Origin of the sequence: Porphyromonas sp. oral taxon 278 str. W7784 (assembly GCF_000467855.2) — a bacterium.
In the GTDB taxonomy this organism is placed as follows: Bacteria; Bacteroidota; Bacteroidia; order Bacteroidales; family Porphyromonadaceae; genus Porphyromonas.
Window position 1 is genome coordinate 301,006 of record NZ_KI259258.1, and the last position, 25,980, is coordinate 326,985.

General features: G+C 56.4%; 22 protein-coding genes. 6 read left to right on the forward strand and 16 right to left on the reverse strand.

Going from position 1 to position 25,980, the window contains the following annotated elements; translation table 11 throughout:
- Positions 1-187: 187 nt before the first annotated feature.
- From HMPREF1556_RS07855 to HMPREF1556_RS07865, 3 genes are read left to right on the forward strand one after another with little or no spacing between them, the layout of a single operon-like run.
- Complete coding sequence (locus HMPREF1556_RS07855) at positions 188-1,168, forward strand: polyprenyl synthetase family protein (protein ID WP_021667892.1); 981 nt, start codon at positions 188-190, stop codon at positions 1,166-1,168.
- A 12-nt stretch (positions 1,169-1,180) separates the two neighbouring features.
- The gene (locus HMPREF1556_RS07860) at positions 1,181-1,795 is read left to right on the forward strand and encodes a hypothetical protein (RefSeq protein ID WP_021667893.1); all 615 of its coding nucleotides are present in this window, start codon (positions 1,181-1,183) and stop codon (positions 1,793-1,795) included.
- Positions 1,788-3,284, forward strand: coding sequence for a metallophosphoesterase (locus HMPREF1556_RS07865; RefSeq protein ID WP_021667894.1), 1,497 nt, complete (start codon positions 1,788-1,790; stop codon positions 3,282-3,284). The genes HMPREF1556_RS07860 and HMPREF1556_RS07865 overlap by 8 nt, the downstream gene beginning before the upstream one ends.
- A gap of 120 nt (positions 3,285-3,404) precedes the next feature.
- On the opposite strand, the gene radA is transcribed toward HMPREF1556_RS07865, so the two are convergent.
- Positions 3,405-4,781 (reverse strand): DNA repair protein RadA, encoded by a 1,377-nt coding sequence (gene radA / locus HMPREF1556_RS07870; RefSeq protein ID WP_021667895.1) that lies wholly within the window; start codon positions 4,779-4,781, stop codon positions 3,405-3,407.
- 376 nt (positions 4,782-5,157) lie between these two features.
- On the opposite strand from radA, the gene cobJ reads away from it, so the two are divergent.
- The 3 genes from cobJ (at position 5,158) to lipA (ending at position 10,328) form a co-directional block, all read left to right on the forward strand.
- Entirely contained in the window at positions 5,158-6,573 is a 1,416-nt protein-coding gene (cobJ, locus tag HMPREF1556_RS07875; protein WP_021667896.1) for a precorrin-3B C(17)-methyltransferase, read from the forward strand.
- A gap of 618 nt (positions 6,574-7,191) precedes the next feature.
- Positions 7,192-9,366, forward strand: coding sequence for a S9 family peptidase (locus HMPREF1556_RS07880; RefSeq protein WP_021667899.1), 2,175 nt, complete (start codon positions 7,192-7,194; stop codon positions 9,364-9,366).
- Between the two features lie 68 nt (positions 9,367-9,434).
- The gene (lipA, locus tag HMPREF1556_RS07885; RefSeq protein ID WP_021667900.1) at positions 9,435-10,328 is read left to right on the forward strand and encodes a lipoyl synthase; all 894 of its coding nucleotides are present in this window, start codon (positions 9,435-9,437) and stop codon (positions 10,326-10,328) included.
- 169 nt (positions 10,329-10,497) lie between these two features.
- Here the strand turns inward: lipA and HMPREF1556_RS07890 are convergent, their stop codons facing one another.
- From HMPREF1556_RS07890 to HMPREF1556_RS07960, 15 genes are all read right to left on the reverse strand, one after another.
- A complete protein-coding gene (locus HMPREF1556_RS07890; RefSeq protein ID WP_021667901.1) occupies positions 10,498-11,856 on the reverse strand; it encodes a sodium:alanine symporter family protein in 1,359 nt (452 codons plus the stop codon).
- Between the two features lie 300 nt (positions 11,857-12,156).
- On the reverse strand, positions 12,157-12,630 hold the full coding sequence (locus HMPREF1556_RS07895; protein ID WP_021667902.1) for a Dps family protein: 474 nt from the start codon (positions 12,628-12,630) through the stop codon (positions 12,157-12,159).
- Between the two features lie 199 nt (positions 12,631-12,829).
- Entirely contained in the window at positions 12,830-13,360 is a 531-nt protein-coding gene (gene rplI, locus HMPREF1556_RS07900; RefSeq protein WP_021667903.1) for a 50S ribosomal protein L9, read from the reverse strand.
- Positions 13,361-13,422: 62 nt separating this feature from the next.
- Positions 13,423-13,692: a 30S ribosomal protein S18 gene (gene rpsR, locus HMPREF1556_RS07905; protein ID WP_021667904.1), complete on the reverse strand. Its 270-nt coding sequence runs from the start codon at positions 13,690-13,692 to the stop codon at positions 13,423-13,425.
- Between the two features lie 26 nt (positions 13,693-13,718).
- Positions 13,719-14,048: a 30S ribosomal protein S6 gene (gene rpsF / locus HMPREF1556_RS07910; RefSeq protein ID WP_021667905.1), complete on the reverse strand. Its 330-nt coding sequence runs from the start codon at positions 14,046-14,048 to the stop codon at positions 13,719-13,721.
- Between the two features lie 280 nt (positions 14,049-14,328).
- Positions 14,329-14,907 (reverse strand): hypothetical protein, encoded by a 579-nt coding sequence (locus tag HMPREF1556_RS07915; protein ID WP_021667906.1) that lies wholly within the window; start codon positions 14,905-14,907, stop codon positions 14,329-14,331.
- 278 nt (positions 14,908-15,185) lie between these two features.
- A complete protein-coding gene (locus tag HMPREF1556_RS07920; protein ID WP_021667907.1) occupies positions 15,186-16,319 on the reverse strand; it encodes an RluA family pseudouridine synthase in 1,134 nt (377 codons plus the stop codon).
- A 9-nt stretch (positions 16,320-16,328) separates the two neighbouring features.
- Positions 16,329-16,970: a PASTA domain-containing protein gene (locus HMPREF1556_RS07925; RefSeq protein WP_021667908.1), complete on the reverse strand. Its 642-nt coding sequence runs from the start codon at positions 16,968-16,970 to the stop codon at positions 16,329-16,331.
- Between the two features lie 31 nt (positions 16,971-17,001).
- A complete protein-coding gene (locus HMPREF1556_RS07930) occupies positions 17,002-17,733 on the reverse strand; it encodes an ABC transporter ATP-binding protein (RefSeq protein ID WP_021667909.1) in 732 nt (243 codons plus the stop codon).
- Positions 17,734-17,751: 18 nt separating this feature from the next.
- Positions 17,752-18,498 carry an ABC transporter permease gene (locus HMPREF1556_RS07935; protein WP_021667910.1) on the reverse strand — a complete coding sequence of 249 codons (747 nt, stop codon included), beginning with the start codon at positions 18,496-18,498 and terminating at the stop codon, positions 17,752-17,754.
- Between the two features lie 36 nt (positions 18,499-18,534).
- Positions 18,535-19,188 (reverse strand): hypothetical protein, encoded by a 654-nt coding sequence (locus tag HMPREF1556_RS07940; RefSeq protein ID WP_021667911.1) that lies wholly within the window; start codon positions 19,186-19,188, stop codon positions 18,535-18,537.
- Positions 19,189-19,230: 42 nt separating this feature from the next.
- Positions 19,231-21,759 (reverse strand): DNA translocase FtsK 4TM domain-containing protein, encoded by a 2,529-nt coding sequence (locus tag HMPREF1556_RS07945; protein ID WP_052332637.1) that lies wholly within the window; start codon positions 21,757-21,759, stop codon positions 19,231-19,233.
- A gap of 190 nt (positions 21,760-21,949) precedes the next feature.
- On the reverse strand, positions 21,950-23,899 hold the full coding sequence (locus tag HMPREF1556_RS07950; protein ID WP_021667913.1) for a TonB-dependent siderophore receptor: 1,950 nt from the start codon (positions 23,897-23,899) through the stop codon (positions 21,950-21,952).
- A gap of 108 nt (positions 23,900-24,007) precedes the next feature.
- A complete protein-coding gene (locus tag HMPREF1556_RS07955) occupies positions 24,008-24,724 on the reverse strand; it encodes an HmuY family protein (protein ID WP_044125400.1) in 717 nt (238 codons plus the stop codon).
- Between the two features lie 592 nt (positions 24,725-25,316).
- Positions 25,317-25,916: a hypothetical protein gene (locus HMPREF1556_RS07960; protein ID WP_021667916.1), complete on the reverse strand. Its 600-nt coding sequence runs from the start codon at positions 25,914-25,916 to the stop codon at positions 25,317-25,319.
- Positions 25,917-25,980: the final 64 nt, after the last annotated feature.

The following is a 25,980-nucleotide window of genomic DNA, read 5'->3' on the forward strand; positions in this document are numbered from 1 at the left end:
GCGCTAAGCCCTGTCTGTACGGCCTTCTCCAGCCCCTTCCTCTCCCGCATTTCTCTGAGGAGGGAAGGGGCTATTCTTGCTCGGAAGGAGGTCTCGGTAAGTTGGCGAAGAGAGATCGGGGAGGAATAAGGGCGTAGACAGATAGAAATCGCTATTTTTGTTAAGAATTTTAGAAGCGAAGACCTAGATGCACGAACTCGATCAGATCAAAGCTCCCGTAGCCAGCTATGTGGATGACTTCCATAGGCAGTTTGCCTCGATCCTTGCGACCAAGTCCGAATGGCTGGAGCAAGCGATCCAGCACCTCAATGCCTCGACGGGCAAGAAGGTGCGCCCCATACTCACGGCTCTGATGGCCGGACTGGTAGGCTCGAGAGAGCCGTCGCCCAAGAGTATCGATGCTGCCGTCCTCCTAGAACTGATCCACACCGCTACGCTCATCCATGACGATGTGATCGACGAGGCGAAGACCCGACGAGGTCAGCCGACCCTTGGGGCGATCTTCGACAATCGGGTGGCCGTGCTCATGGGCGACTTCGTCCTCTCCTCAGCGCTGATCGGCGCCATCGCCCTCGGCGACCTGAGGATCATCGGCATCGTCTCTGCCATCGGCCGAGAGCTGACCGAAGGAGAGATCCGTCAGGCAGAGTCCGCCGACCTCGTCCGCCTGGACGAGGCTAACTACTACGAGATCATCTATCAGAAGACTGCAGTCCTCTTCCGCTCCTGCGCTGAGGTGGCTGCGATCACCATGGAGGCTACTCCCGAAGCCCTAGAGCAGGCCATCCAGATCGGCACTGCGCTGGGGATGGCCTTCCAGATACGAGATGATATCTTCGACTACTACCGCTCCGATGTCGGCAAGCCCACGGGCAACGATCTCCGAGAGGGTAAGGTCACACTTCCCCTCCTTCACGTCCTCCTCGAGCTACAGGCAGAGGGGAAGGCCGAGCCTTACCTCCAGCTCCTGGAAGACAAACCCATCACCGACGAAGCCGTGGAGCGCCTCACCGCTCTGGCCTTCGAAGCTGGTGGTATCGACTACGCTTGGCAGAAGCTCTACAGCTATATCGAGGAGGCGAAGACACTCCTTCGCACCTTCGAAGAGAGCCCGTACCGAAGCTCCCTCCTGGCGCTGGCCGACTACATCGCATCACGCACTCATTAATTCCCCTATCCAATGAATACTACCAAAGCAACCAATAGGACGATCTCTGTCTCGATCTACGCCCTTCTGTGGTTTGTCCTGATCCTCCTGCAGACCTTGGTGACCTCCGTACAGGCCCTCGACGGAGAGTCGGTCTTCTCCCGTCCTGAGCTCTACTACTCTACATGGCTCACGGACCTATATCTGGTCGGGCTCTTCTACCTCAACTATTACTTCCTGGCTCCACGGATGATGCGTCGCCGGCTCTATCGTCCCTATCTCTGGATGCTCCTGGTGGTAGCGCTCATAGGCTTCCTGATCCCCCTACTCTGCTACGCCGTGTGGGGCCTGACGATGCCTGGGGTAGTCGAGGGCTCAGCGCCCCTCTCTTCACTTGGGGTCGTCGGCGCTGTAGCTGCCATCGCTCTAGGGCTGGCTATCCGTGGCCTCATCGAATGGGATAGCCTCGGCCAAGAGGTACGTGCCCTCCGTGAGGAGCGGGATAGCCTCGCCACGGAGCGTGATCGTCTGAAGCTGGAGCTATCTACGCTTCGCCCTGCCGACCGTCGAGGTGAAGAGCCTGTTGTCGTATCGCTCCAGCCCTCAGAGACGGAGGGTGGAGAAGCTACCCCCGATACCCATGCGTAGACGGCGAGTACACCATCACGTCGGGCAGAAGCCCACGAAGACGCGACGAGGCTGGCGTATCGCACTCATCCTAGCGGTGCTACTGCTCGGAGGGGGTGGTATCCTCCTGAAACTCCGCTGGCATGCTTGGTTCGGTAATGCTCCCGAAGCACCCTATACCATCGCTCAGGAGATCAGTCGTGTGACGCTCACCCCAGGGGAAGACTTTACCCAAGCGCGTACACTCTCTTGGCTCTGCGGTGAGGCGCCTCACACCTCGACACTCCTGCTCTCTCGGATCACGGCCAAGGGCGATACCCTCCGCCCCCGTGCCTTCACTCCCAGCGCCGAAGTCATAGCCTCTCGCTCGGGGAAGGGCTGCTACTATCAGGTGAAGCTCGATAGTCTGAACAGAGGCGAACGCTATCTCTATCGCATCGAGGTGGAGGGTGCTCGCCCCTATAGCGATGCCTTCTCGATGCCTAGTGAAGCGCCTCAGACGAACTTCATCTACCTCGGTGATATCCAGGATCCTGCTGTGGCGGAGAGCAAGCGGAACTTCGACTATCTCCGACGCTCTCCCGAGGCGATCGACTTCTTCGCCTTCGCAGGGGATCAGATCGAAGGGCCTACAGATACCTACTGGCGTGCTTGGTACGAGAGTATCGGGGCCCTCAGTGGCGAAGTGCCCATCCTAGCGACGCCAGGCAATCATGAGTACCTGAAGAAAGGCTTCGCCCGTGAGCTGGATGTCCGCTGGGTACGACAGTTCGGCTACCCCAAGAACGGCCCTGAGGACTTCCTCGGACGTAGCTACTTCGTCGACTTCCCCCTCCTTCGCTTCATCGTCCTTGACACGACAGATATCATGGGATTGGGATCGATCCGTCAGCATCGCTCCTGGCTTAGGAAGGTCTTGGGAGAATCGAAGCAACCCTGGCAGATCGTACTCTTCCACCACGCTGTCGACTGCGTAAGGGAGGGGCGAAAGAATCTGGTGATGCACTACGTCTTCAAGGATGAGTTGATCTCGGGAGGTGCCGACCTCGTCCTGCAGGGGCACGATCATGGCTATGCCCGAGCTACGACACGGACGAGCGAAGGCGATACGATAGCTCCTGCCTTTGTCATCAGTTCGGCCTCACCGAAGGTCTACCGCAATGGCTTCTCCTCGGTACATGACCGTCTGGGGTCGGGGCTACAGCTCTACCAGCGCATATCCATTGATTCGGCTGAGATCCGCTATGCGTCCTATCGCTTCCCTCAGCCTATAGAGGGGCATCGGGATAGCATCGTGCCTGAGCCTCGGCGTCTCTATGACTCGATCGTCCTCTACAAGGGTGAGGGTGGGCTGGTACGTATCCGGGACTACGCCCGAGACCTACCGGAGCGCTTTGAATTCAATGCCTTTGGCACCGACAGCAAGGGGCGTAAGCGAGCTGCCCAGTATGCTAAGGAGGTTCGTGACCGCCACGAGGCGCAAGAGGAGCGTATCCGAGCGAAGAAGTAAGGCTGAGCTACAGGCGACACGGCAGGCGTAGCAAGCATACTCACCATATAGATAGCACGGGCTAGGAATCCTGGATTCCTAGCCCGTGCTATTTCCTTTCCTACCTAAGATGCCCCTTCGCTAATGGCTTCGTCGGAAGAGGAGACGGAAGGCTTCTTCGACCGTCTTGACACCTATGAGTTGGATGCTTCGGGACGCTTCACTCAGCCCGTGGAGATTGCTCTCGGGGAGGATCAGCGCACGGAAACCTATCCGCTCAGCCTCTAGGATGCGCTGCTCGATACGCCCCACGGGACGCACCTCTCCCGACAGGCCCACTTCCCCCGTGAGGCATATCCCTTCGGGGAGCGCTATATCTAGGCTGGAGGAGAGGACGGCAGAGATCACCGCCAGGTCAGAAGCAGGGTCAGAGAGGCGGATGCCCCCTGCGATATTGAGGAAGACATCCTTCTGTACGAGCTTGAAGCCAGCACGCTTCTCCAGCACAGCCAGGAGCATATTCATCCGTCGAGTATCGTAGCCCGTGGAGGAGCGCTGGGGCGTGGCGTAGATCGCTGAACTGACCAGCGCCTGCGTCTCGATCAGGAAGGGACGCACGCCCTCCATCGCTACGGCGATGGCTGTCCCGCTGAGCTTCAGATCGCTCTGGGTCATCAGGTGCTCCGAGGGATTCTCCACAGGGCGGAGCCCCGACTGACGCATCTCGTAGATCCCGAGCTCGGTAGTGCTCCCGAAGCGATTCTTCTGTCCTCTGAGGATACGATACATATAGTGCTTGTCGCCGTCGAACTGTAGGACGACGTCCACGGTATGCTCCAGCACCTTCGGACCTGCGATGCTCCCCTCCTTATTTATATGGCCGATGAGGATGACCGCCACCCCTTCCGTCTTGCAGTACTTCAGCAGGGCAGTAGCGCATTCGCGTATCTGGGAGACGCTCCCGGGGGAGGAGTCGGAGAGCTCGGTCTGGATGGTCTGTATGGAGTCGATGACTAGGAGCTGCGGGGCGACCTCCTGCGCTGTGTGGAGGATCTTCTCTAGGCTGGTCTCGGTGTAGATCAGGCAGTCGCCGTTGGTGTCTCCGATACGGTCGGCACGCATCTTGAGCTGGGAGAGGCTTTCCTCGCCCGAGACGTAGAGCGTCTTGTAGGGGAGGCGAAGGACGGTCTGCAGGATGAGGGTGGACTTCCCTATGCCGGGTTCGCCACCCAGCAGGACGAAGGACCCCTCGACGAGCCCGCCCCCCAGCACTCGGTCGAGTTCGGGGTCACCCATCGTCAGCCTCGTCTCCGCCCGCTGCTCGATGTCAGAGAGGCGTACGGGCTTGCTCGCGAGGCTATGGGCGGTGAAGCTCTGGCTGGGCTTGTCCTGCTTGCCGACGATGATCTCCTCTTCCTCGATGGAGTTCCACACGCCACACTGGGAGCAGAAGCCCTGCCACTTGGGATACTGAGCCCCACACTCGTTGCAGTGATATACGGTCTTTTTCTTAGCCATAGGGTGAATTGTTTGGGGCAAAGGTAGCGGAAGTGAACCAATCTCCTTCAGAAGCCCGCCTGGGGACCTCGCACAGCCCGCTTGGCAAGCGACTTCTGAAAGGGGGAAAAAACGACCTACGGTAGGTCGTCGAAAAAACATACTGTAGGTCGCCTTGCGACCTACCGTGGGTCGCCGTGGATCCCTTTTAGGGGGCTTCGGACTGCCTCCTTGAGCAGGGGCGAAGAGCCCTCCCTCTCCGCCCTGTCTTCCTCGCCCCGAGACTAGGTAAGGTTAGCCCCCTCATCGATAGCTGTCAAGCAGGAGAAATCCCCTATCTTTGCCCCCGAAAACAAAACCTAAACGAAGAAATTTCACCACTGAATAGAATCCATTGATGAAAAAGAATAAAATCATCGTCGCAGGTATCGGCCCCGGTAGCCCAGAGGACATCACCCCAGCGGTACTCCAGGCCGTCCAAGCCTCCGACGTCATCGTCGGCTACAAGTACTACTTCCGCTTCATCGAGGAGCACATCCGTCCCGACGCCCTCAGTATCGACAGCGGGATGAAGGCCGAGCGTCAGCGTGCCGAGGAGGCCTTCCGCTATGCGCTGGAGGGGAAGACCGTCTGTGTCATCTCTTCAGGGGATGCGGGCATCTACGGCATGGCTCCCCTGATCTACGAGATGATGCGTGAGAAGGGTGTCACCGACTCCATCGAGGTAGAAGTCCTGCCAGGGATCAGTGCCTTCCAGAAGGCAGCTGCCCTGCTGGGCTGTCCGATCGGGCATGACCTCTGCATCCTCTCCCTCTCGGATCTGATGACCCCCTGGCTACGCATCGAGAAGCGTATCGAGGCTGCTGCCTATGGGGACTTCATCACGGCGGTCTACAATCCCAAGAGCCAGGGTCGCTACTGGCAGCTCTATCGTCTCTTGGAGATCTTCTCCAAGCACCGCTCTCCCGATACGCCCATCGGCTACGTGCGTCAGGCGGGTCGTGAGGAGCAGGAGGTGAAGCTGACGACGCTCGCCGAGTTCGATCCCGAGGAGGTGGATATGTTCACCGTCCTGATCATCGGCAATACGCAGAGCTACAACTTCGACGGCCACTTCATCACCCCCCGAGGCTACTATGCTGAGGGCAAGCTGGAGCAGGATGTCAAGGTCGGGCAGGGCATCATGATCGAGAGCTTCCGCACGATCAATAGCGAACTGCAGAACCCTGACGTCCCCCTCGATCACAAGTGGGCGCTCATTCACTCCATCCACACGACGGCGGACTTCGAGATGGAGAAGATCCTCTACACCGACCCAGGGGCCGTCGCTCGGATGCACCAGGCGGTGCTCGATGGCAAGCTCCGTACCATCATCACCGACGTGACGATGGTCGCTGCCGGTATCCGCAAGGGTGCTCTGGAGCGCCTCGGGGTTGAAGTCAAGTGCTACCTCAATGATCCCCGAGCTACCGAACTGGCTGCGAAGAAGGGGATCACCCGTTCGCAGGCGGGTATCCGTCTGGCGGTCGAAGAGCATCCTGATGCGCTCTTCGCCGTAGGGAATGCCCCGACGGCGATCATCGAGCTATGTGACCTCATTCGCCGAGGCAAGGCACATCCCAGCGGGATCATCGCCGCACCTGTCGGCTTCGTCCAGGTGCGTGAATCTAAGTACATGGCCAAGGTCTTCAAGGACATCCCTAAAATCATCGTCGAAGGCCGTAAGGGCGGTAGCAACCTGGCTGCCACTCTGGTCAACTCGATCCTCACCCTAGACGACGCCGAAGCCCTCCGCCCCGGCCGTGACGTCTAAGTGAGGTAGACCTCCCTCCCTAACTCAGCGACTCCGCAGAATTCCTTCTTCTAAGAGAGGGCTCTGCGGAGTCGCTTGTATTATGGATGCTGTATCCCTCGGTGCAAGCCCCGAGGATATGCTACCCCGCTCACTACTGCTTCCCGATCCATTCACGTTCTCCTCTAGTTCTCATCCCCTAAAGTTGGCGGTTGTCGCCCCTCGATAGACCCAGTCCATCACCCCCGGATACGACCATTTTCGTGACCTCACGAAAATGGTCGTGTCGGAGTGAAAATAGCGGGCAAACCGCTACCGACTTCACACCAGCTCTGAGCACCCCCTTTCTCTGGGGGAGAACCGCTCAGTTCTGAGCGTCGCTCGCCCCTCCCCCGATAGACCCAAAATAAAACCTACGGTAGGTCGTCGATGCGACCTACAGGTCGGTGAGACGACCCACAGTAGGTTTTTTCGGCGACCTACCGTAGGTTTCTTTCCCCCCTTCGGAGAGCCCATTCTGACGGGGCGGATCTGGTGCTTGCGGAGGCTGGGTGCTGACGGGGCTTTCCCCTTGGGAAGGCCTAGATTCCTTCCACCCTTTTTGTATCTTTGTCGGAGGTGAACTAATACATACAAGTTATGCGAACACTACTATCCCTAACCCTACTGCTCGTCACGCTCGGAGCAGGCTCCTATGCTGAGGCACAGCAGCCTACCAAAGATCTCCAAGTCGAGGACGTGACCTCGGGGCGCTTCTACGCTTATACCGCAGGCCAAGGCATGCGTTCGACCAGTGATGGCCAGTACTACACGATGATGGACAAGGAGCATCAGGCGATCCTCCGGTATAGCTTCCACACGGGCGAACTCGTCGATACGCTCTTCAGCGTCCACAAGGCACGTGAGTGCGACTTCAAGAAGTTCGACGACTACATCCTTGAGCCCAAGGGCCACCATATCCTGCTGATCACCGATCAGGAGGCTATCTATCGTCGCTCCAGCAAGGGTAATGTCTTCCACTACGACGTGCGTCGCAATCGGGTCGAGCCCCTGAGCACTACGGCAGGCAAAGTGATGATCCCGACCTTCAGCCCTGATGGGAGGATGGTCGCCTTCGTCCGTGAGGGGGATATCTTCATCAAGAAGTTTGAGTTCGATACCGAAGTACGTGTGACTTCCGACGCTGTGCGCAACAAGGTCATGAACGGCATCACCGACTGGGTTTACGAAGAAGAGCTGGAGACGATCCGCCTGATGACCTGGAGTGAAGACAATAATTATCTGGCCTTCGTCCGCACCGATGAGAGCGAGGTCGACGAGTACAGCATGCCTATCTACGGCATGGGGCAGTACCCAGGTGCTTATACCTATAAGTACCCGAAGGCTGGGACCCCTAACTCGAAGGTCTCGGTGCACATCTACAACGTGACGGACCGCTCACAGAAGCCGGTTACATTCAAGAACGCACCCTACTACATCCCCCGACTGGAGTTCGTCGGTCGGGATGGCAACCTTGCAGTCTTCTCCCTGAATAGACAGCAGAATCACCTCATCCTCTACTACGTCAACGACAAGACCCTACTGCCGAAGGTCGTCTTCGAGGAGCGGAACAAGGCCTACGTGGATAGTCGCAACCTTACGAAGTGTCAGTTCATCCCTTCGGGCTTCGCCTACCTCGGCGAGCAGGATGGCTACCGCCATATCTACCTTTATTCGGACAAGGGTGTCCTCCAGCGTAAGGTCACGACTGGAAGCTACGACGATACCAACTTCTACGGGATCGATGCCAAGGGGAATGTCTACTATCAGGCAGCGGACGAATCCCCCATGCGCCGCTCTATCTATCGCATAGACCCCAAGGGACGGAAGACGGCGCTTCACCCAGGCGCTGGATCGAACGAAGCTATCTTCAGCGATGACTTCTCCCACTACATCAGTATCTTCAGCAATTCACATACTCCGACGACGACTGCCGTCTATGCCACGGGGTCGCTACGCCCCCTTCGTGTGCTCAAGGACAACAAGGAGATCGCTGAGCGACTGAAGGATTATCGCCTTCGCCGTGAGGAGTTCATCAGGATCCCTAATGGTCGTGGCGAAGAACTGAATGCCTGGATCCTCAAGCCTTATGACTTTGATCCTACGAGGAAGTACCCCGTGCTGATGACTCAGTACAGCGGGCCCGATTCGCAGCAGGTACTCGATGCCTTCGGCCTCGGATGGGAGCAGATCCTGCCTAGCAAGGGCTATATCGTCGTCTGTGTCGATCCCCGTGGTACGGGCGCTCGTGGCGAGGCTTGGCGTAAGTGCACCTACCTCCAGCTCGGGGTGAAGGAGATCGAAGACCAGATCGCCGCGGCTAAGTGGCTGGGACAGCAGTCCTACGTCGATGCTGGGCGCATCGGACTCTATGGATGGAGCTTCGGTGGCTACATGACGCTGATGGGGCTCTGCCATGGTAATGGTGTCTTCAAGACAGGTGTTGCCGTCGCTCCTGTAGCAGACTGGAGCTTCTACGATACGATCTACACCGAGCGCTTCATGCGTACTCCTCAGGAGAATCCCGATGGGTACAAGGCTTCGTCGGTACTGAACGTGGCGAAGAACCTTCGAGGCAAGCTGTTGTTAATTCATGGGAGCGCAGACGACAATGTCCATGTGCAGAATGCTATGGACTTCACCGAACTGCTCGTCCAGGCTGGTATCCCCTTCGACATGGCGATCTACAAGGACCGCAACCATGGGATCTACGGAGGCAATACCCGCAATCACCTCTACAAGCGTATCATCACCTTCCTAGAGGAGAACCTATAAGTCACATCCCCCTTCAGTAGCCCTTAGCTGGGGAAGAAAGCTTCCAGCTAAGGGCTACGTACTACATAATGATGCAAGAAGAAACCATAGTCCCTAAGAAGTCAGGTAAGGTAGTCCGTGTACGTAAGCCCGAGTGGCTCAAGATACGTCTCGGAGACAACTCTACCTTCACCGACACGAAGCACACCATCGAGCACCACGGGCTCAACACCATCTGTCACAGTGGTCGTTGCCCCAACCAAGGTGAGTGCTGGAGTGCAGGTACCGCCACCTTCATGATCGGTGGAGCGATCTGTACACGTGCCTGTCGCTTCTGCAATACTCAGTCGGGGAAGAACCCTCCTCCTCTTGATCCGCTGGAGCCAATGAAGATAGCTCAGAGCATCAAGAAGATGAACCTGCGTCACGCAGTGATCACCAGTGTCGACCGAGATGACCTAGAGGACTACGGTGCTCAGCACTGGGTACGCACTATCGAGGCTATCCGCCGTACGACGCCCGAAGTCACTGTCGAGGTGCTCATCCCGGACTTCAATGGCCGACTGGACTATGTCGACCAGATCATCGCCTGCCAGCCTAAGATCATCTCGCACAACCTCGAGACGACACGTCGCCTGACACCCTCGGTACGTCACGTAGCTACCTACGAACAGAGCCTCTCTGTCCTCGGGCGTATCGCTGCAAGTGGTATCCCTGCTAAGACAGGGATCATGCTCGGACTAGGCGAAACGGAGGAAGAGGTACTAGAGCTCATCGACGACGCTCATGCAGTAGGCGTCTCGATCATGACGATCGGGCAGTACCTTCAGCCGACGCACCGCCATCTCCCTGTCGTCGAATACATCCACCCGAACCAGTTCGCACGTCTACGTACCCTTGGCTTGGAGCGTGGGTTACGGCACATCGAGAGTGGTCCGCTGGTACGCTCCTCCTACCATGCAGAGCGCCACGTCCTGGACTAAGCCCTTCCCTCCGACTTAAGGGCGACCTATCGCCTAACTAGATATGACACAGCCCCTCGAGACTATCCTTAGTCTCGAGGGGCTGTGTCGTTAGGGTGGGTGCTAACCTTGATGTAAGTAACCTCTGAGGTGATTCGCTAGCGGGGACGGAGGTGCGCTACAGTGCTCGCTAGAGTGACTCTGTCTTCCGTCGCTGTAGGAAGCGCTTGTAGATCTTCTTCACTTGAGGCGCCAGGATGATGATGGCGATGACGTTGGGGATGACCATGATACCATTGAAGGTATCTGCCAGCTCCCAGATCAGGTCGGCACGGAAGATCGTCGCTGAGAAGATACAGCAGATGACGATGCCACGGAAGACATAGACGGCCTTCTTCGGGAAGAGGTAGCGGATATTCATCTCACCGAAGACATACCAGCCTATGATCGTCGTGAAGGCAAAGATCAGTAGGCTCACAGCTAAGAAGACAACCCCACCATGACCAAAGGTTTGCTCGAAGGCCTTCTGTGTGATCTGCACGGAGATAAGTCCTGTATCGTCATGAACTCCTGTGAGTAGGATGATGAAGGCCGTAGCGGAGCAGATCAGGAGATCCACGAAGACACCCGACATCGCTACGAAGCCTTGGATGGAAGGATCCTTGACATTCGCTAGGGCATGAGCATGTGGCGTGCTCCCCATACCCGCCTCGTTGGAGAAGAGTCCACGGGAGATCCCGTAGCGAATGGCATACTTCATCACCGTGCCAGCGGCCCCACCCGCAGCTGCCTCTGTGGAGAAGGCTTCTTCGAAGATCGATAGGAAGACATGCTGGATCTGATCCGAGTAGATGAAGAGGATGATGATCGCTCCCAGGATATAGGCTACTGCCATGAAGGGGACGACCAGCTCGGCGATGGTCGTCACACGCTTCTGCCCGCCGACGATGACGATGGCTACGAGCGCTGCGATGAGTAGCCCGCTTGTCCAGTCCTTCATCCCGAAGGCACTGGTCAGTCCGATGGAGATGGAATTAGCCTGTACCATACAGCCGATGAAGCCAAGAGCGATGATCACGGCTATGGAGAAGAAGGCGGCGAGCTTCTTACTCTTTAGCCCTCGGTGGATATAGTAGGCGGGACCGCCTACGACTTGGCCGTCACGTACCTCTCGATACTCTTGGGCTAGCACGGCCTCGGAGAAGATCGTACCCATACCGAGAAGGGCGGATATCCACATCCAGAAGACTGCTCCTGTACCACCCATGGCGATGGCTGTGGCGACACCGGCGATATTGCCCGTACCCACCTGAGCGGCGACGGCTGTGGCGAGCGCTTGGAATGAGTTGACTTGGTCTGAATCAGCCGTATCCTTCTCTCGCTTCTTGAAGATCGAGCCAAAGGAATACTTCATCGCCAGACCGAAATGACGAATTTGGGGGAAGCCCAGATAAAGGGTGTAGAAGATCCCTACGCCGAGGAGGACGTACATGAGGAAGCTATTCCAGAGGATCTCATTGAACCCCTTCACGATTTGTAGCAGGTCCATCGTGGTAGTGGTATTTGAGTGAAGATGCCCCCTTCGCTGAGATCAGGGTCGGAGCTATGGGGCGGGTTGCGTTGCGATTATCATTACAAAAGTAGAGTTATTTTGTAAAGTTCGTATGGGTCGAACTTAATAATTTAATTAAGAAAAGCGAAGTTTTTAGTCTTTTATGGTATAGCTGGGGCTCGATGAATATAAAAAGACCGAGCACCTAGCCTCATCCCGAGGGCGGGATGAGACTAAGTGCTCGGCGTCGTAGATTGTAGCGACCGCTCGGATCGCCTGCTATAGAAGGAGGAGCTATTAAGCTTCGAGGGCGGAGATCATCCAGACAGACTTCTCCTGACCGTCGAGGAGGTCAGAGACGAGGTCGCCCGTGACGATGTCGTCAGCTGCATCGGCTGCAGCAGCTACAGCACGTTCCTGAGCGATGAGCACCTTGAGGGAGTCGAGGAGAGCAGGGATGATCTTAGCGGGATCAGTTACCTTGGTCTCTTCCTTGATCTTGCTCAGCTTGAGATATTCGCTGAAGCGGTTCTCCGGTACACCACCGAGCTGGAGGATACGTTCGGCGATCTCATCGACTTGCTCTGCAGCTTCGTTGTACATCTTCTCGAACTGGCTGTGGAAGGTGTAGAACTGACGGCCACGGACGTGCCAGTGGTAGCCACGGAGGTTGGTATAGTAGATCTGGAAGTCTGCCAGGAGCTGGTTCAGTTCCTTGATGACCTGCTCTGCCTTAGCTGGGTTGATCCCAGTGATTGATAGTACGTTCATAGCGTTTCTTACTATTTGTTAATGATTACACTGCAAAGGTAAAGACTTTGTTAAGCTTGAGCAACTGAATCAGTCTATATTGATATAAGCTGAATTTATAGAAGATCGCTTCCCCCAGTACAATAAAAAGCTCTAGCAGATAGCACCCATGACGGGGAGGCTACCTGCTAGAGCGTAGGGATATGGAAGTGTGTCCTTCTTATGCTTCTTCGCTAGCGTCTTCGGCTTCTTCAGCTTCAGGAGCTTCAGCGACGGGAGCTTCTTCCTTCTTCTCTTCAGCCTTAGGGGCGTCGGAGAGTACTTCGACGGGGATTTCTACAGCCACTTCCTTGTGCAGACGCACGATAGCGGTGTAGTTACCGACTTCCTTGATGGCCTTGATGTAGACGAGCTTACGTTCGGTCTCCAGGCCAAGCTTGGTGAGCTCTTCAGCGATCTCAGCGCCAGTGACGGAGCCGTAGAGGCTACCCGTAGCGACGTTGGTATGCGCAGTGATCGAGAGGCGGACGCCCTGGTACTTCTGAGCACGCTCTTCTGCTTCCTTTTTGATCGCTGCGATCTTGTGAGCACGCTGACGGAGATTCTCAGCAAGGATCTTCTTTGCTGCTTCCGTAGCGATGATCGCCTTACCGGTGGGGATTAGAAAGTTGCGACCGTAGCCGTCCTTTACTGTGACGATATCGTCCTTGTAGCCGAGACCGACTACGTCTTCTTTCAAAATAACGTTCATTGTATTCTGTCTCCTCTGGGTTTATTATTCTATGTGGGGATAGGGGATACGGAGTGTATACCTTATCGTGCCATGTTGTCCGTGACGTAGGGCAGCAGAGCCAGGTGACGAGCACGCTTGACGGCCTGAGCGACACGACGCTGGAACTTGAGGCTAGTGCCTGTGATGCGGCGAGGAAGGATCTTACCCTGCTCGTTGAGGAAACGCTTGAGGAATTCGGGATCCTTGTAATCGATATACTTGATACCGCTCTTCTTGAAGCGGCAGTACTTCTTCTTCTTGCTATCTACAGTGAGGGGAGTCAGGTAGCGTACTTCTGATGGTGCAGCCATTGTGGTTATCTCCTTTCGTTAATGGGTTATGCCTTACGGCTTCTTCTCTTCTCTGCGTATGCAGCTGCGAACTTATCCTGGCGGAAAGTCAGGAAGCGGAGGACGTTCTCATCGCGACGGAACTGGGTCTCCAGTACTGCGATGGTCTCAGGCTGAGCCTTGAATTCGACGAGCTGATAGTAGCCAGTCGTCTTCTTCTGGATCGTATAAGCGAGCTTCTTAAGGCCCCAGTTTTCTTCGTTGACGATCTCAGAGCCTTCGCCCTTGAGGATGTCGACGAACTTTGCGACCGCTTCCTTTACCTGAGCTTCAGATAAATCGGGAGTAAGAATGAAAACGGTTTCGTAGTTATTCATTTCTCTTTCTGTTTTGAGAGTTAAAAATATCGGGCACAAAGATACACAATTATCCCATATTGGACAACTTACGCCCTTCTGCACCGCCTGCGATCGGCTCGCTCGGTACGGTAAAAGCAAGGCTCACGCCCAGAGAATTGGCCTGTGGATGGCCTATCCCGGGGCGTGAGCCTAGGTGTGATTGGCGGGGAGCTAGTGCTTCTCCTCGACGAGTCGGACGGGAGCTTGCAAGTTACGCTAAGAGTGATACCTACCGCAGATAGCCGTATGGAGGCACTTGCTAGAGCTTGACGCCGATACCGATATCGACGTAGGGGAAGCCGAAGATCTTGTCCGTGTCTCGCTGTAGAGGTAGACTTGCTACCAACCCAGCCTCAAACTTAGCATAGATGACATCGCTGAGCACGGCCTGATAGCCCCAGCCTGCCTTCACCGCCCATCGGTAGTCCCACCGACCTTGCAGTGGCTTGTGGAAGATGATACCGCCGGTGTGGGACTGCATTGCAGTACCAAGGGCGACGAAGCCCCCACGATTGATCTCCTCTTGGCTCTTCTCACGGGCGTGATACCAGCGTAGCTCGAGGCTCGCCGTCGGGAGAAGCATGTAGATGAAGTCCGAAGATCCGTCCCGACTGCTCCGATTGGAGTCGAAGAAGACCGTGGGGTTGGAGTAGAGATCGTAGCCGATATGAGCTCCGACGACGAAGCCAAGCGGGAGAGCTTGATGGTAGCCAATACGGTTCTGCATGAGACCAAGCTCAAGAAGTACACCGGAGTGGACCTTGTCTTCTGCTTGTGCGGCTGCCCGAGGTATGGAGAGACCAAGGAGCAGGGTGAAGAGAAATAGAATTCGTTTCATCAATAATCACGAGTGAGTATAGTCGTGCTGGGCTCGGGCGAAGTCGTCCGTCTCCAGCGGGCGCAAAGAAATAACGATTGTACGAATCTACCAAATACCCTCCGTCTCGTCGCTGTGTAGGCGAGCTGTGTAGGCAGTCCCTTCTGCCATTACGGGAGAAGAAGGGACGCCCTTCGTGTAATGCCTTCGCTCATTACAGGAAAAGAAAAACCTCTCGGTCCGTAATCGGTGGGCCGAGAGGTTGTGATGGAAGAAATGGGGACTTGTGAAGGCCGAGACTATTCGCTGTCGACCTGAGCGGCGTAGGTGCGCCAGCGGTCAAGGAGTTCGGATAGATCGGAGGGCAGTTCGCTATCGAAGAGCATCTCTTCGCCTGTCACGGGATGGACGAAACCAAGTGTCTTGGCGTGGAGGGCTTGGCGAGGACAGAGCGTGAGACAATTGTGGACGAACTGCTTGTATCGAGAGAACTGATTCCCCCACAGTATCTTGTCGCCTCCATAGCGCGTATCGGCGAAGAGCGGATGGCCGATGTACTTCATGTGTGCTCGTATCTGGTGCGTGCGCCCCGTCTCCAGACGGCACTCGATCCAGCTGACGTAGGCCAGCTCTTCGATGAGGGTGTAGTGCGTGACAGCGTGCTTCCCCTTCGGACTACCTTCAGGATAGACCGCCATCTGTAGACGATCCCGCTCATCTCGCCCGATGTTGCCGACGATCGTACCTTCAGGCTCCTTCAGCCGTCCCCATACAAGAGCCCGGTAGGTACGGCGTGTCGTCTTGTCGAAGAACTGACGAGCCAGGTGTGCCTTAGCCTCTGGACGCTTGGCGATGACGAGTAGTCCGCTCGTGTCCTTGTCGATGCGGTGGACCAGTCCTACGTTAGGGTCAGCCGGGTCGTACAGTGGATCGTCCTGGAGATAGAAGGCAAGAGCATTGACCAGTGTCCCAGTATAATTGCCGTGACCAGGGTGTACGACTAGCCCCGCTGGCTTATTGACCACCATCAGATACTCGTCTTCGTAGACGATGTCTAAGGGAATGTCCTCGGGGATGATCTCTAGTTCGTGCTTCGGTCGGCGAAGTTGGAGGGTGACGACATCAAGAGGTTTGATGCGGTAGTTGCTTTTGACCGCCTTGTCACCTACGAAGACATAGCCTCCGTCCAGCGCCTGCTGGATACGGCTACGTGTCGTACCTGTCATGCGGGTAGCGAGGAATTTGTCCACCCGCATCGGTGCTTGTCCCTTGTCGGCTACGACACGGAAGTGCTCGTATAGCGGCGAACTATCGGCGTGCTGGAGGTAAGAGACGGCCTGTGTCTCTTGATCAGAGTCGGCGGATGCTGGGTCGTCGAGGAAGAGATCTTCGTCCTCGCCCCAAGCCCCTTCGTCTAAGTACTGCTCAGTCATGGGAAAGGCCTACCACCAGTCATTGCTCACGGTGGAGCCTTCATCCTTAGACGTGCTGTCGCCCTGGCTGGTGCTGTAGTCCTCGATATAGCGATCCAGCCCGAGGGTGTCGATCACTTGGCCAGCTACCAGCAGGATGAGCTTGGTGTCGATAGGTATCTGCGTCCCAGCGAGTACGGCATTCCCGTCGAGGGTCTGTAGTCCGACGACCGAACCTACATAGCCACCAGGGACGACTTTCTGCTCTACGGATTCGAAACCAAGGCCTTTGAGCAGGGCAAGTATCTGTCGAGCGGACTGATCTTTATAGTTAGGCACGGTCTGCTTACGCTGATGATAGCCGTTGATAGCGATGAAGAGGATGCGACCTGCCTTGACTTGGCTCCCTGGCTCAGGGAATACTTCTCGCACAGTACCTGGTATGGCGGTGCGAGAGAACGTAGAGTCATTGATCTCGTAGTCGAGACCAGCTTCGTCAAGTATACGCTTCATCTCCGCCACTGTCTTACCTCGGAGGTCGGGTACTGTGACCGTCTTGCCGTGACGTGTGTAGAGATCAAGACCGAAGATCAGGATGAAGACCAAGACTACTGAGGCAGCGACCATCAGCAGTATATTAGTCAGGAGCGAATCTTTCTTGAAAAGAGCCATAGAGGTTGTCGAAGTGAAAGGGCTGACTGCACTAGAGGCGGCCAGCGTTGATGAAGTGCATGACGCTCTCTGGTGTGTCAGGCGAGTCAAGCGTAGCACTACTTCCCTCCCATTCCTTCAGGCCATGGTGGAGGTAGATGATCTTGTCGCCGATGGAGCGTACGGAGTTCATGTCGTGGGTATTCACGACAGTCGTGATGTTGTATTCTTTAGTCAGCTCGTAGATTAGCTGATCGATGACCATGGATGTCTTGGGGTCGAGGCCAGAATTTGGCTCATCGCAGAAGAGATACTTGGGATTGAGCGCCAGAGCACGGGCGATGGCGGTGCGCTTCATCATCCCCCCGCTGATCTCTGCTGGGTACTTATTGGCCGCATCGGCCAGTCCCACACGCTCCAGTAGCTCCATAGCTCGGTGGTAAGACTTGTCATAGCTGGCCGAGGAGAACATCTCCATGGGGAAGAGTACATTCTCGATGACCGTCATGCTATCGAAGAGCGCCGAGCCCTGGAAGAGCATTCCCATCTCACGTCGTAGACGTAGGAGCTCGGGCTTCGACATAGTCAGCAGGTTTCGTCCGTCATAGAGCACCTGGCCTTCATCTGGCTGGATAAGTCCGATCATGCACTTGACGAAGACAGATTTGCCAGCGCCACTGCGTCCGATGACTAGATTCGTCTTTCCTGCTTCGAAGGTCGCATCGATTCCTTTGAGGACTTCCTTGTCGGCAAAACGCTTGTAGAGAGATTTGACTTGGATCACTTGGGGAGAGCGAGCTTATTAGGTGAGCATGAGATTGGTCAGCAGGAGGTCGAAGAAGAGGATGAGCACGCTGCTATTGACGACAGCACGCGTGCTAGCAGTACCTACCTGCAGGGCTCCCCCCTTGACACAATAGCCGTAGTAAGAGGCTACCGAAGAGATGATGAAGGCATAGACCACCGACTTGATGATGGAATAGCCGACGTAGATAGGGGTGAAGTAGAGCTGGAGTCCGTAGATGAAGTCCTCGTGTGTCAGTGAGCTCGCCAGGTCACAGGCCACATAGCCCCCGACGATACCGGTCACCATGGAGAAGACTGACAGTACAGGGATGAAGGTCATGAAGCCTACGACCTTGGGGAGTATGAGGAAGTTCGCCGAGTTCACACCCATGATCTCCATCGCATCGATTTGCTCGGTGACACGCATGGTACCGAGTTCGGAGGCGACACTAGAGCCGACCTTGCCCGAGAGTATGAGACACATCACCGTGGAGGAGAACTCCAGGATCATGATCTCACGGGTAGAGTAGCCGATGGTGAATCGTGGGATGAGCGGGCTCGTCATATTGATCGAGAGCTGGATGGTGATCACCGCCCCGATGAAGAGCGAGATGATGAAGACGATCCATAGTGATCCGACGCCGAGACTATAGATCTCACGGATGACGGAGCGGAAGAACATACGCCAGCGCATAGGGAGCGTGAAGGTACGTCCCATGAGCTGCGTATACTCGCCTATTTCGACGAGGGTCTTTGATTCCATGTAGAGTGGATTGGGTAGCGGGCTGTGGAAGGGGAATTAGCGTAGATCGACGACCTCACAGCCAGGATAGCTCTTGGCACTCAGCGTGAAGAAGCTCTGAGGATAGGCCGTACGACGGGTGACACGGGCGACCTTCGCCGTCAGGAGACTCTTGTCCTTGGCGGAGAAAAGTAATTGGGAGGGAAGTCCATTACTTATCTGGAAGGTAGCCACTACGCTGGTGATATTGCTCTTGTGCTGGGGAGTGAAGGCGACTGTAGCCTGTGAGCCCGTCTGTCCCTGCAGTTGACTCGAGAAGCCCTTAGCACGTGAGCGAAGGAAGTAGAGCGGATTGATCTGCAGAAGTTCGTCAGACGAAGGCTTGGAGATGGTCAGTGCATGCTCGGCGCTATCATAGTAGGTCAGCGTCCCTGAGGCGTAGACAGCGGTGATCGTACCATATTCGAGGCGGAAGGCATCACCCTGTAGGTGCATCTTCCCCGTCGTAGCTCCGGCTCTGCGACCGGCCTTGTCCCGGAGCTCTGTCGAGAAGTCTACGAGGGTAGCTCCTGCACTGTAGAGGCTGGATTCAGCTCGCTCGAGGAGCGTCTGTGGGGTGACGGCAGGGGTATTATTGGCACGCTGGGCATAGACTCCCGTCAGTAGCGAGAGCGATAGCCCTAAAGTCATGAGGATATATCGGATATTCATAGCTCAATTGATATGTACTAATAGAACGGCTAATAGGAGAAGTTAGCTTAGCTTCTGTAGGAGCTGCTCCAGACTTGCCTGATCCTTGATGAAGACTTCACGGGGCTTACTGCCCTCCTGAGCGCCTACGATGCCAGCTCCCTCCAGCTGATCCATCAGGCGACCAGCACGATTGTAGCCGATGTTGAACTTACGCTGGATGTTCGATGTCGATCCCACCTGCGTCTGCACGACCATACGGGCGACTTCGTCAAAGAGACTATCCTTCTCGTTTGGATTGAAGCCCTTGGCGCCAGAGTCTTCTCCTTCGGGGATGTATTCTGGTAGTTCGTAGGCCGATCCCGTGCTCTCCTGACGGGCGATGTGCTCGACGATGGCCTCCGTCTCAGGTGTATCCATGAAGGCACACTGCACACGTACCATCTCCTTACCTTGGTAGAAGAGCATGTCTCCTCGTCCGATGAGCTGATTGGCACCAGGAGAGTCAAGCACGGTACGAGAGTCTACCATGGAGAATACCTTGAAAGCAATACGAGCTGGGAAGTTAGCCTTGATGAGACCAGTGATGACGTCGGTCGAAGGTCGCTGTGTGGCGATGACCATGTGGATACCAGCGGCACGTGCCTTCTGTGCTAGGCGGGCGATGGGTTGCTCTACTTCCTTGCCCACAGTCATCATCAGGTCGGCGAATTCATCGACGATCAGGACGATGTAGGGCAGGATCTCGTGCCCGTGGAGACGACTCAGTTCGCCCGAGCGTACCTGTTCGTTGTACTCACGTATATTGCGGACAGCTCGCCCAGCGGTCTGTAGCAGACGGTAGCGATTATCCATCTCGATGCAGAGTGAATTGAGGGTCGCTACCACCTTCGTCATGTCGGTGATGATCGCACGGTCGGCGTCGGGGAGCTTAGCGAGGAAGTGGCGCTCGATCTCTTCGTAGATGGAGAACTCAAGCATCTTGGGGTCGACCATGACGAACTTCAGTTCCTCGGGTCGCTTGCTGTAGAGCAGGGAGGTGATCAGTGCATTGAGCCCGACGCTCTTCCCTTGACCTGTAGCCCCAGCGATCAGTAGGTGAGGCATCTTCGTCAGATCAAAGATGAAGGGCTCATTGGTGATGGTCTTCCCGATCCCTACGGGGAGCTCCATCTTCTCCTGCTGCTCTCTGAATTTCCTCGAGGCAAGGATACTGCGCATCGACACGGTCTGGGGTACGGAGTTCGGTACTTCGATACCGATGGTACCTAGCCCGGGCATGGGTGCAATGATACGTACACCCTCGCTCTTCAGGCTCATGGCTATATCATCCTCCATCGTCTTGATGCGGGATACCTTGATCCCGGAGTCAGGTATGACTTCGTAGAGCGTGACTGTCGGGCCAACGGTGGCTTTGCTAGGGGTGACGTGCATCTTGAAGCTAGCCAGCGTGTCGATGATCTTCTGTTTGTTGTAGTCGATCTCCTCCATATCGATGGGGCTCGAAGACTGCTCGTAGTCCCGAAGGAGGTCGGTCTGAGGCTTCTGATAGAGGGGAAGCTGTACGCCGTGGGCAGGTGGGGTAGCTTCGTGTGCTTCGTGATCTTCGACGAGGTCGTCCTTAGGAGCTTCTTCGACGATCATTTCTTGGGTAGAAGGGGAAGCACCAGCGGGACGGGGATAACCCGTCGTGCTTGCCGTAGTGTAGGGCTGGGGTGCTACCTCTTCGTCGAGGTATTCTTCGTCTTCGTCAGTGGGGAGGGGAGGCTCATCACGCCACGCATCTTCGTCCTGCTGGGCACGGTCGGTCTCGACTTCGGTGAGCTCTGCCCCCTTGCGACGGAGCAGGCGGGAGAGAAGTGAAGCTGCGGGGAAGGAAGGTCGTGGGATGTTGGGTCGTGTGATCTTTGGGCTCTGTACGGCGCCAAGCACACGTCCGCTGCAGAGGACTAAGAAGATCAGTAGGCTGAAGCCTAGAGCTACGAAGACGCCAGCGACTCCGATGCTACTATATATATAGGTGAAGAGCTCTTCACCTCGGAGACCACCCCAGCGAAGGAAGCTGTCCGAGGGGAAGACGGTCTGCAAGCCCGCTGCAGCGATAGCCGTCCAGATCGTGAGGAAGCTATCGATGAGGAAGTGCACTACATAGCGGATGAAGGCTATGCGTGGTCGCCAGATCAGATGGGCGAAGACGAAGACGACGAAGGTAAGGATGAAGACGATCCCCCAGCCAAAGAGTTGGTTGAAGAGGTAGTCGGCTAGTCGAGCTCCAGGTAGGCCGAAGATGTTGGTGACCTGCCGTGAGAGCTCTTCGCTCGTCAGGGTCTCTTGGCTGGCAGAGATCAGGCTTTGATCGCTCCCATGAGAGAAGAGGAAGGTGATGAGCGACAGCAGGGCGACGATGAAGAAGGCAAGCAGGACGAGCCCGAAGATCGTAGGGATACGGCGATTGTCGAAGTTGGATACTACCAGCTCCCGTACGCCCTTCATCCCTCCGAAGAAGGATGTAGTGCTCCCTGCAGCCTGCCGGGAGGAGGCTGATCTCTTAGCACGTTGGTTACCTTTTGTCTTGCCTGAAGTCTTACCCATGATTGATCGTCGGCTTCGTAGCCTCTTTTAGCCTACAAAGTTAGCGAAAGAAGCCCATTTGCCTGCAATCCACTCGTGCTCTGGGCTTCGGGCTTCGGGAGGAAGGATCGAAGCTCGAGGGAGGAGTCGGCTACCTTCCCCTAGCTGGCTGGATACAAATGGCTGGGGAGTGACGATCCGTGTGCTGGGGCTAGAGGCTAAGGGAGAGCGAGGAGAAGAAGGTTCGTCCTGGTGAGAGTGTCCCGGTGATACTCACGCTCTCGGGGACGAAGTCGAAGAGGTTGTCCACCCCGAGCGAGATACGTACTCGACCACGCCATCCGCCCCCGAGTGCTAGGCGGGAGACACTGAAGCCAGGGAAGCGTACCCGCTCGTAGTCGCTGGTCGTGCTATTGAGCTGGAGGGTGGAGAGGGCACTGCTAGCTCGTAGGCTGTAGTTCGCAGAGAGCACGGCGTCGCCCTTGCGGTATTCGTAGGTGAGACCTAGTGTGAGGTTGTGCGGACGGAGGTTGGAGTAGGAGAGCGTCCTACCGGCTTTGTCCCTAACCTCTCCGAAGCTCTTGAGGTAGGCATAGTCGAGGGTAGCGCTGAAGCCGGAGGGGAGGAGGTAGCGGAGACTCGTCTGGAGGTTGAGTACCTTCGTCTCACTGGAAGTATTTCGGTAGCGCATGACTTTGCCCCCATCCTCTGGGACGAGTTCGATGCTGTTGGTGATGAGGTTGTAGGAGGCGATCACTGTAGCGTTGAGTCGCTTGGTCTGGTACTCGGGGGAGAGACTGATCAGGTGGCTGACCTCGGGACGAAGGTCCTCCGAGCCTCGGATGAAGAACATGTTCTGATGATCCCAGTCCATATACAGCTCCTTGATCGAAGGCGAGCGGAAGCCCTCAGCATAGGAGGCTCTCAGGCGAAGATCCCCGAGTGTGTAGAGGGCGGATAGCCGTGGTGAGAGGTGAAGGCCGAAGCGGGAATGGCGGTCGTAGCGCAGTCCTCCGACCAGAGAGAGCTTCGTCCATGGATGCCATTCGGCTTGCCCGTAGAGGGAATAGAGTTCGGCACGGCGGATGTCCTTGGTGCTGGGGAAGCGGTCGCCCTGGAGGCGCTCGGCGTAGACCTCCAGACCTATGTTCGCTAGGATCGGTGTCTCGCCCTCCGCTCCATAATTATACTGTAGTCGCCCCGTATGCGAGCGGAAGAGGAAGATGGGAGTAGCCTCATGGACGGCAGGGTACCATGAGGAGCGGTCGTAGAGCTCGTTGTTGTAGTCGAGGCGTAGATTGTGCCGTGGGTTGAAGGCGTAGTAGGCACGACCTCCGATGCTATGGGTCGTGTAGTGATGCTGGGTGATCGGGTCGAAGTCCTGATCTCTGAAGCTATAGCGCAGGTAGCCCGCCAGCTCTAGTCGGTCGTCCTCGGTGCGGAAGCGGAGCTTCTCGCTGAGGTACTTTGTCTGGCTCCGAGAGAAGAGGCTGGGGGTGAGGACGCCACCGCTACGAGTGGCGATCGAGTAGGGTGCCTGCTGGGTGTAGCCCGCCGAAGTGGTGCTCGAGAGACGACGGTAGCGGATGCCCAGCGAAGTGGCGTAGCGTGTGAGCCCTTCGCTCGAGATGTCTGCCGAGGCAGAGGCCTCTAGTGGGCGGGCGCCCTGCTTGGTGATGAAGTTGATCACCCCGCCGATGGCGCTGGAGCCGTAGAGCGCAGAGGCGGCTCCACGAATGATCTCTATTCGCTCGATGGTCGAGACGTCGATGCGGTTGAGGTCCACCGAACCATTGCCCTCGGAGGTGATCTTCTCCCCGTCGACGAGGAAGAGGATGTAGTCCCCGGTCATCCCCTGGATGACGACCTGTTGCTGACCGCCGTGCATGGAGATCTGCACCCCTGGGAGGGTCATCTGCAGAGCGTCGGCTGCCGAGCGGGGCTGTACTCTCTCCAGATCCTTTCGGCTGATGACCTGCGTCGGGATGGGGAGCTTCTTCAGGAGACGAGGGGTCTGTGTCCCCGTCACGACGACCTCGTGGATGGCGAAGCCACTAGTCACGCTGTCCGTAGGGCTCGGGGTGGGGGAGGAAGTCTCCTGAGCCACGGCACTGAAGGGGAGGAGCGTGAGGGCAAGCGAAAGGGGTAGGGTACGAAGCATGGGCTGGAGTGGATGGGTGAAGAGAGCGGATAGGGGATGAAGTAAGAGGCTCGATCGACATAGCCGGTATGTAGATCGAGCCTCTTGGTGTGTCTACTGACTCAGACCTTACTGGACGGGGTAGACGTACTGGAGAGTGATGTGACCCGAGACGGGCTTGACGCTACCGTCCTTCCCCTTGACTGGGGTGCTGTAGCCCGTGACCTTGACCTTGGCGAACTTGCCCGAAGCCGTACGTACGAGATATACCTTGTTGCTCAGCGTCGTGGAGGGACCACCGCCACTACCATGACCGCCCATGTCGAGGGTGATCGCACCCTTCTTGATGATCTTGTACACGGGGCGACCGTCCTGCATCGTGATCTGCTGGGTCGTCGTCAGTACTAGGTTCGTAGAGATATCTTCGTAGCGGGTCTTAGCACCGTCAGCGCCGTGGGAGAATTCGACCAGCTGTCTCTGGCTCTTGTCCACTTCGAACTGGTCCGCAGCGGGGATCGTGATCTTGTCGTTGATGTTCTCCGACGAAGTCTCTACGGCACCGCCCTGACCCTTGCCCGAGAGTCCGCTATTGGTGCGGAAGTCGTAGCGGTGTAGGCCTAGGTCCCAGTTAGTCTGGCTCTTGTGTGCTTCGTCGTCCCAAGCTGTGGTGGAGACGACCTTCCCTTCTTCGAAGGAGAAGTAGACATACTTCGTGTAGTCAGAGGCGTCGATGACGACGGTCTTGACCTGTCCCTGCTGGGGATTCTTAGGCTCGTCCTTCTTGTCGCAGGAGGCGAGGCCGAGGCTGAGAGCAGCGACTGCTAGCCCGAGGAAGTACTTCTTCATATGGATCTGTTGTGACTTGAGTGAATGAGTGATTTGCTTCTTTCCCTGCGGGAGCACTGCACGACTAGCGGGAGGTGCTTCTCACAGATCAGATGCAAAGGTAGGGGGATTAGAGAAGGATTTAAATACTCGTAAATGGTCATTTTTTGCCACCCAAGCTACCTATAAGTGACTAGCAAAAAGAGGAGGAAAGAAGGCCCTGGAGCTCGACCTCATTTCTCTGGCAAATCGACCTTCATCTAGCGGGTGAGGAAACGGGGGATTTAGCCGTGGATCGGGTGATGGCTAAGCGCTTGATCCTGAGGGGGTAATTCGCAGTGAAGAAGCTCTGCCTCCAGTGGCTTCGAATAGGTCTACTTGGAGGGGGTAAAAAACGACCTACGGTAGGTCGTCGATGCGACCTACTGTTCATCAAAACCTACTGTAGGTTTTTTCGGCGACCTACGGTAGGTCGTTTTTTGACCCCTTCGAGAGGGGCTCTTTCTCCCCATCAGAAGGGCAGGGGGAAGAGCCCTAGAGAAAACGAAAAAGCCCCGAAGCTCATGAGAGCTGCGGGGCTTCGCTTGAGAGGGGGAAAACTCTGGGGGAAGGTTTACTTCTTCACGAGCGTCCCTTCGATCTCGACCTTGCTGGAGGCATTGGCCTTGCTCAGCGCTGCGAGTACCTTCAGGAGTTCGGCGCTGGCCTTATCCCCGAACTTGGTCTTATAGCTGAGGGAGTAGAACTGGTACATGCCGATGGAGAGTGTAGCCTTGATCGTGCCGTCCTTGATGACGGCGCTACCGATCTGTGGAGAGATCGGCATACTACCAGTCTGGGGGACGTGGATGTTGCCCGAGGAGCGTAGTTCGTAGCGTGCTACCTTACCCTTGTTCTGTCCCTCGAAGTAGATATAGCCCTTGTGCACGGTCACCTTGGTGAGCTTACCGGTGCCTAGGACGGCATCCCCGAAGTTGATATCCTCGAAGCCTACCTTGCCGATGCCCTCGAGGTCGATGTCCTTAGGGGTGACCCGTACGAGGCTGATGGTATAGGCATCACCGTCGGCGGGGACGACGATGGCATCTCCTCCGGGATTAGGTGTAGGGGTGGGTGTTGGCTTGGGCTCATCGTTTTTCTTGCCACATGAGGTCGCTACCCCGAGGAGAAGACCGCCGAGGAGAAGCGCTGTAGTCCATTTCTTGATATTCATGTCTCTTGATGGAATATGAGATTAGGGGCGAAGGGCTGATCCCTCACCAGCGCAAAGGTAGGTA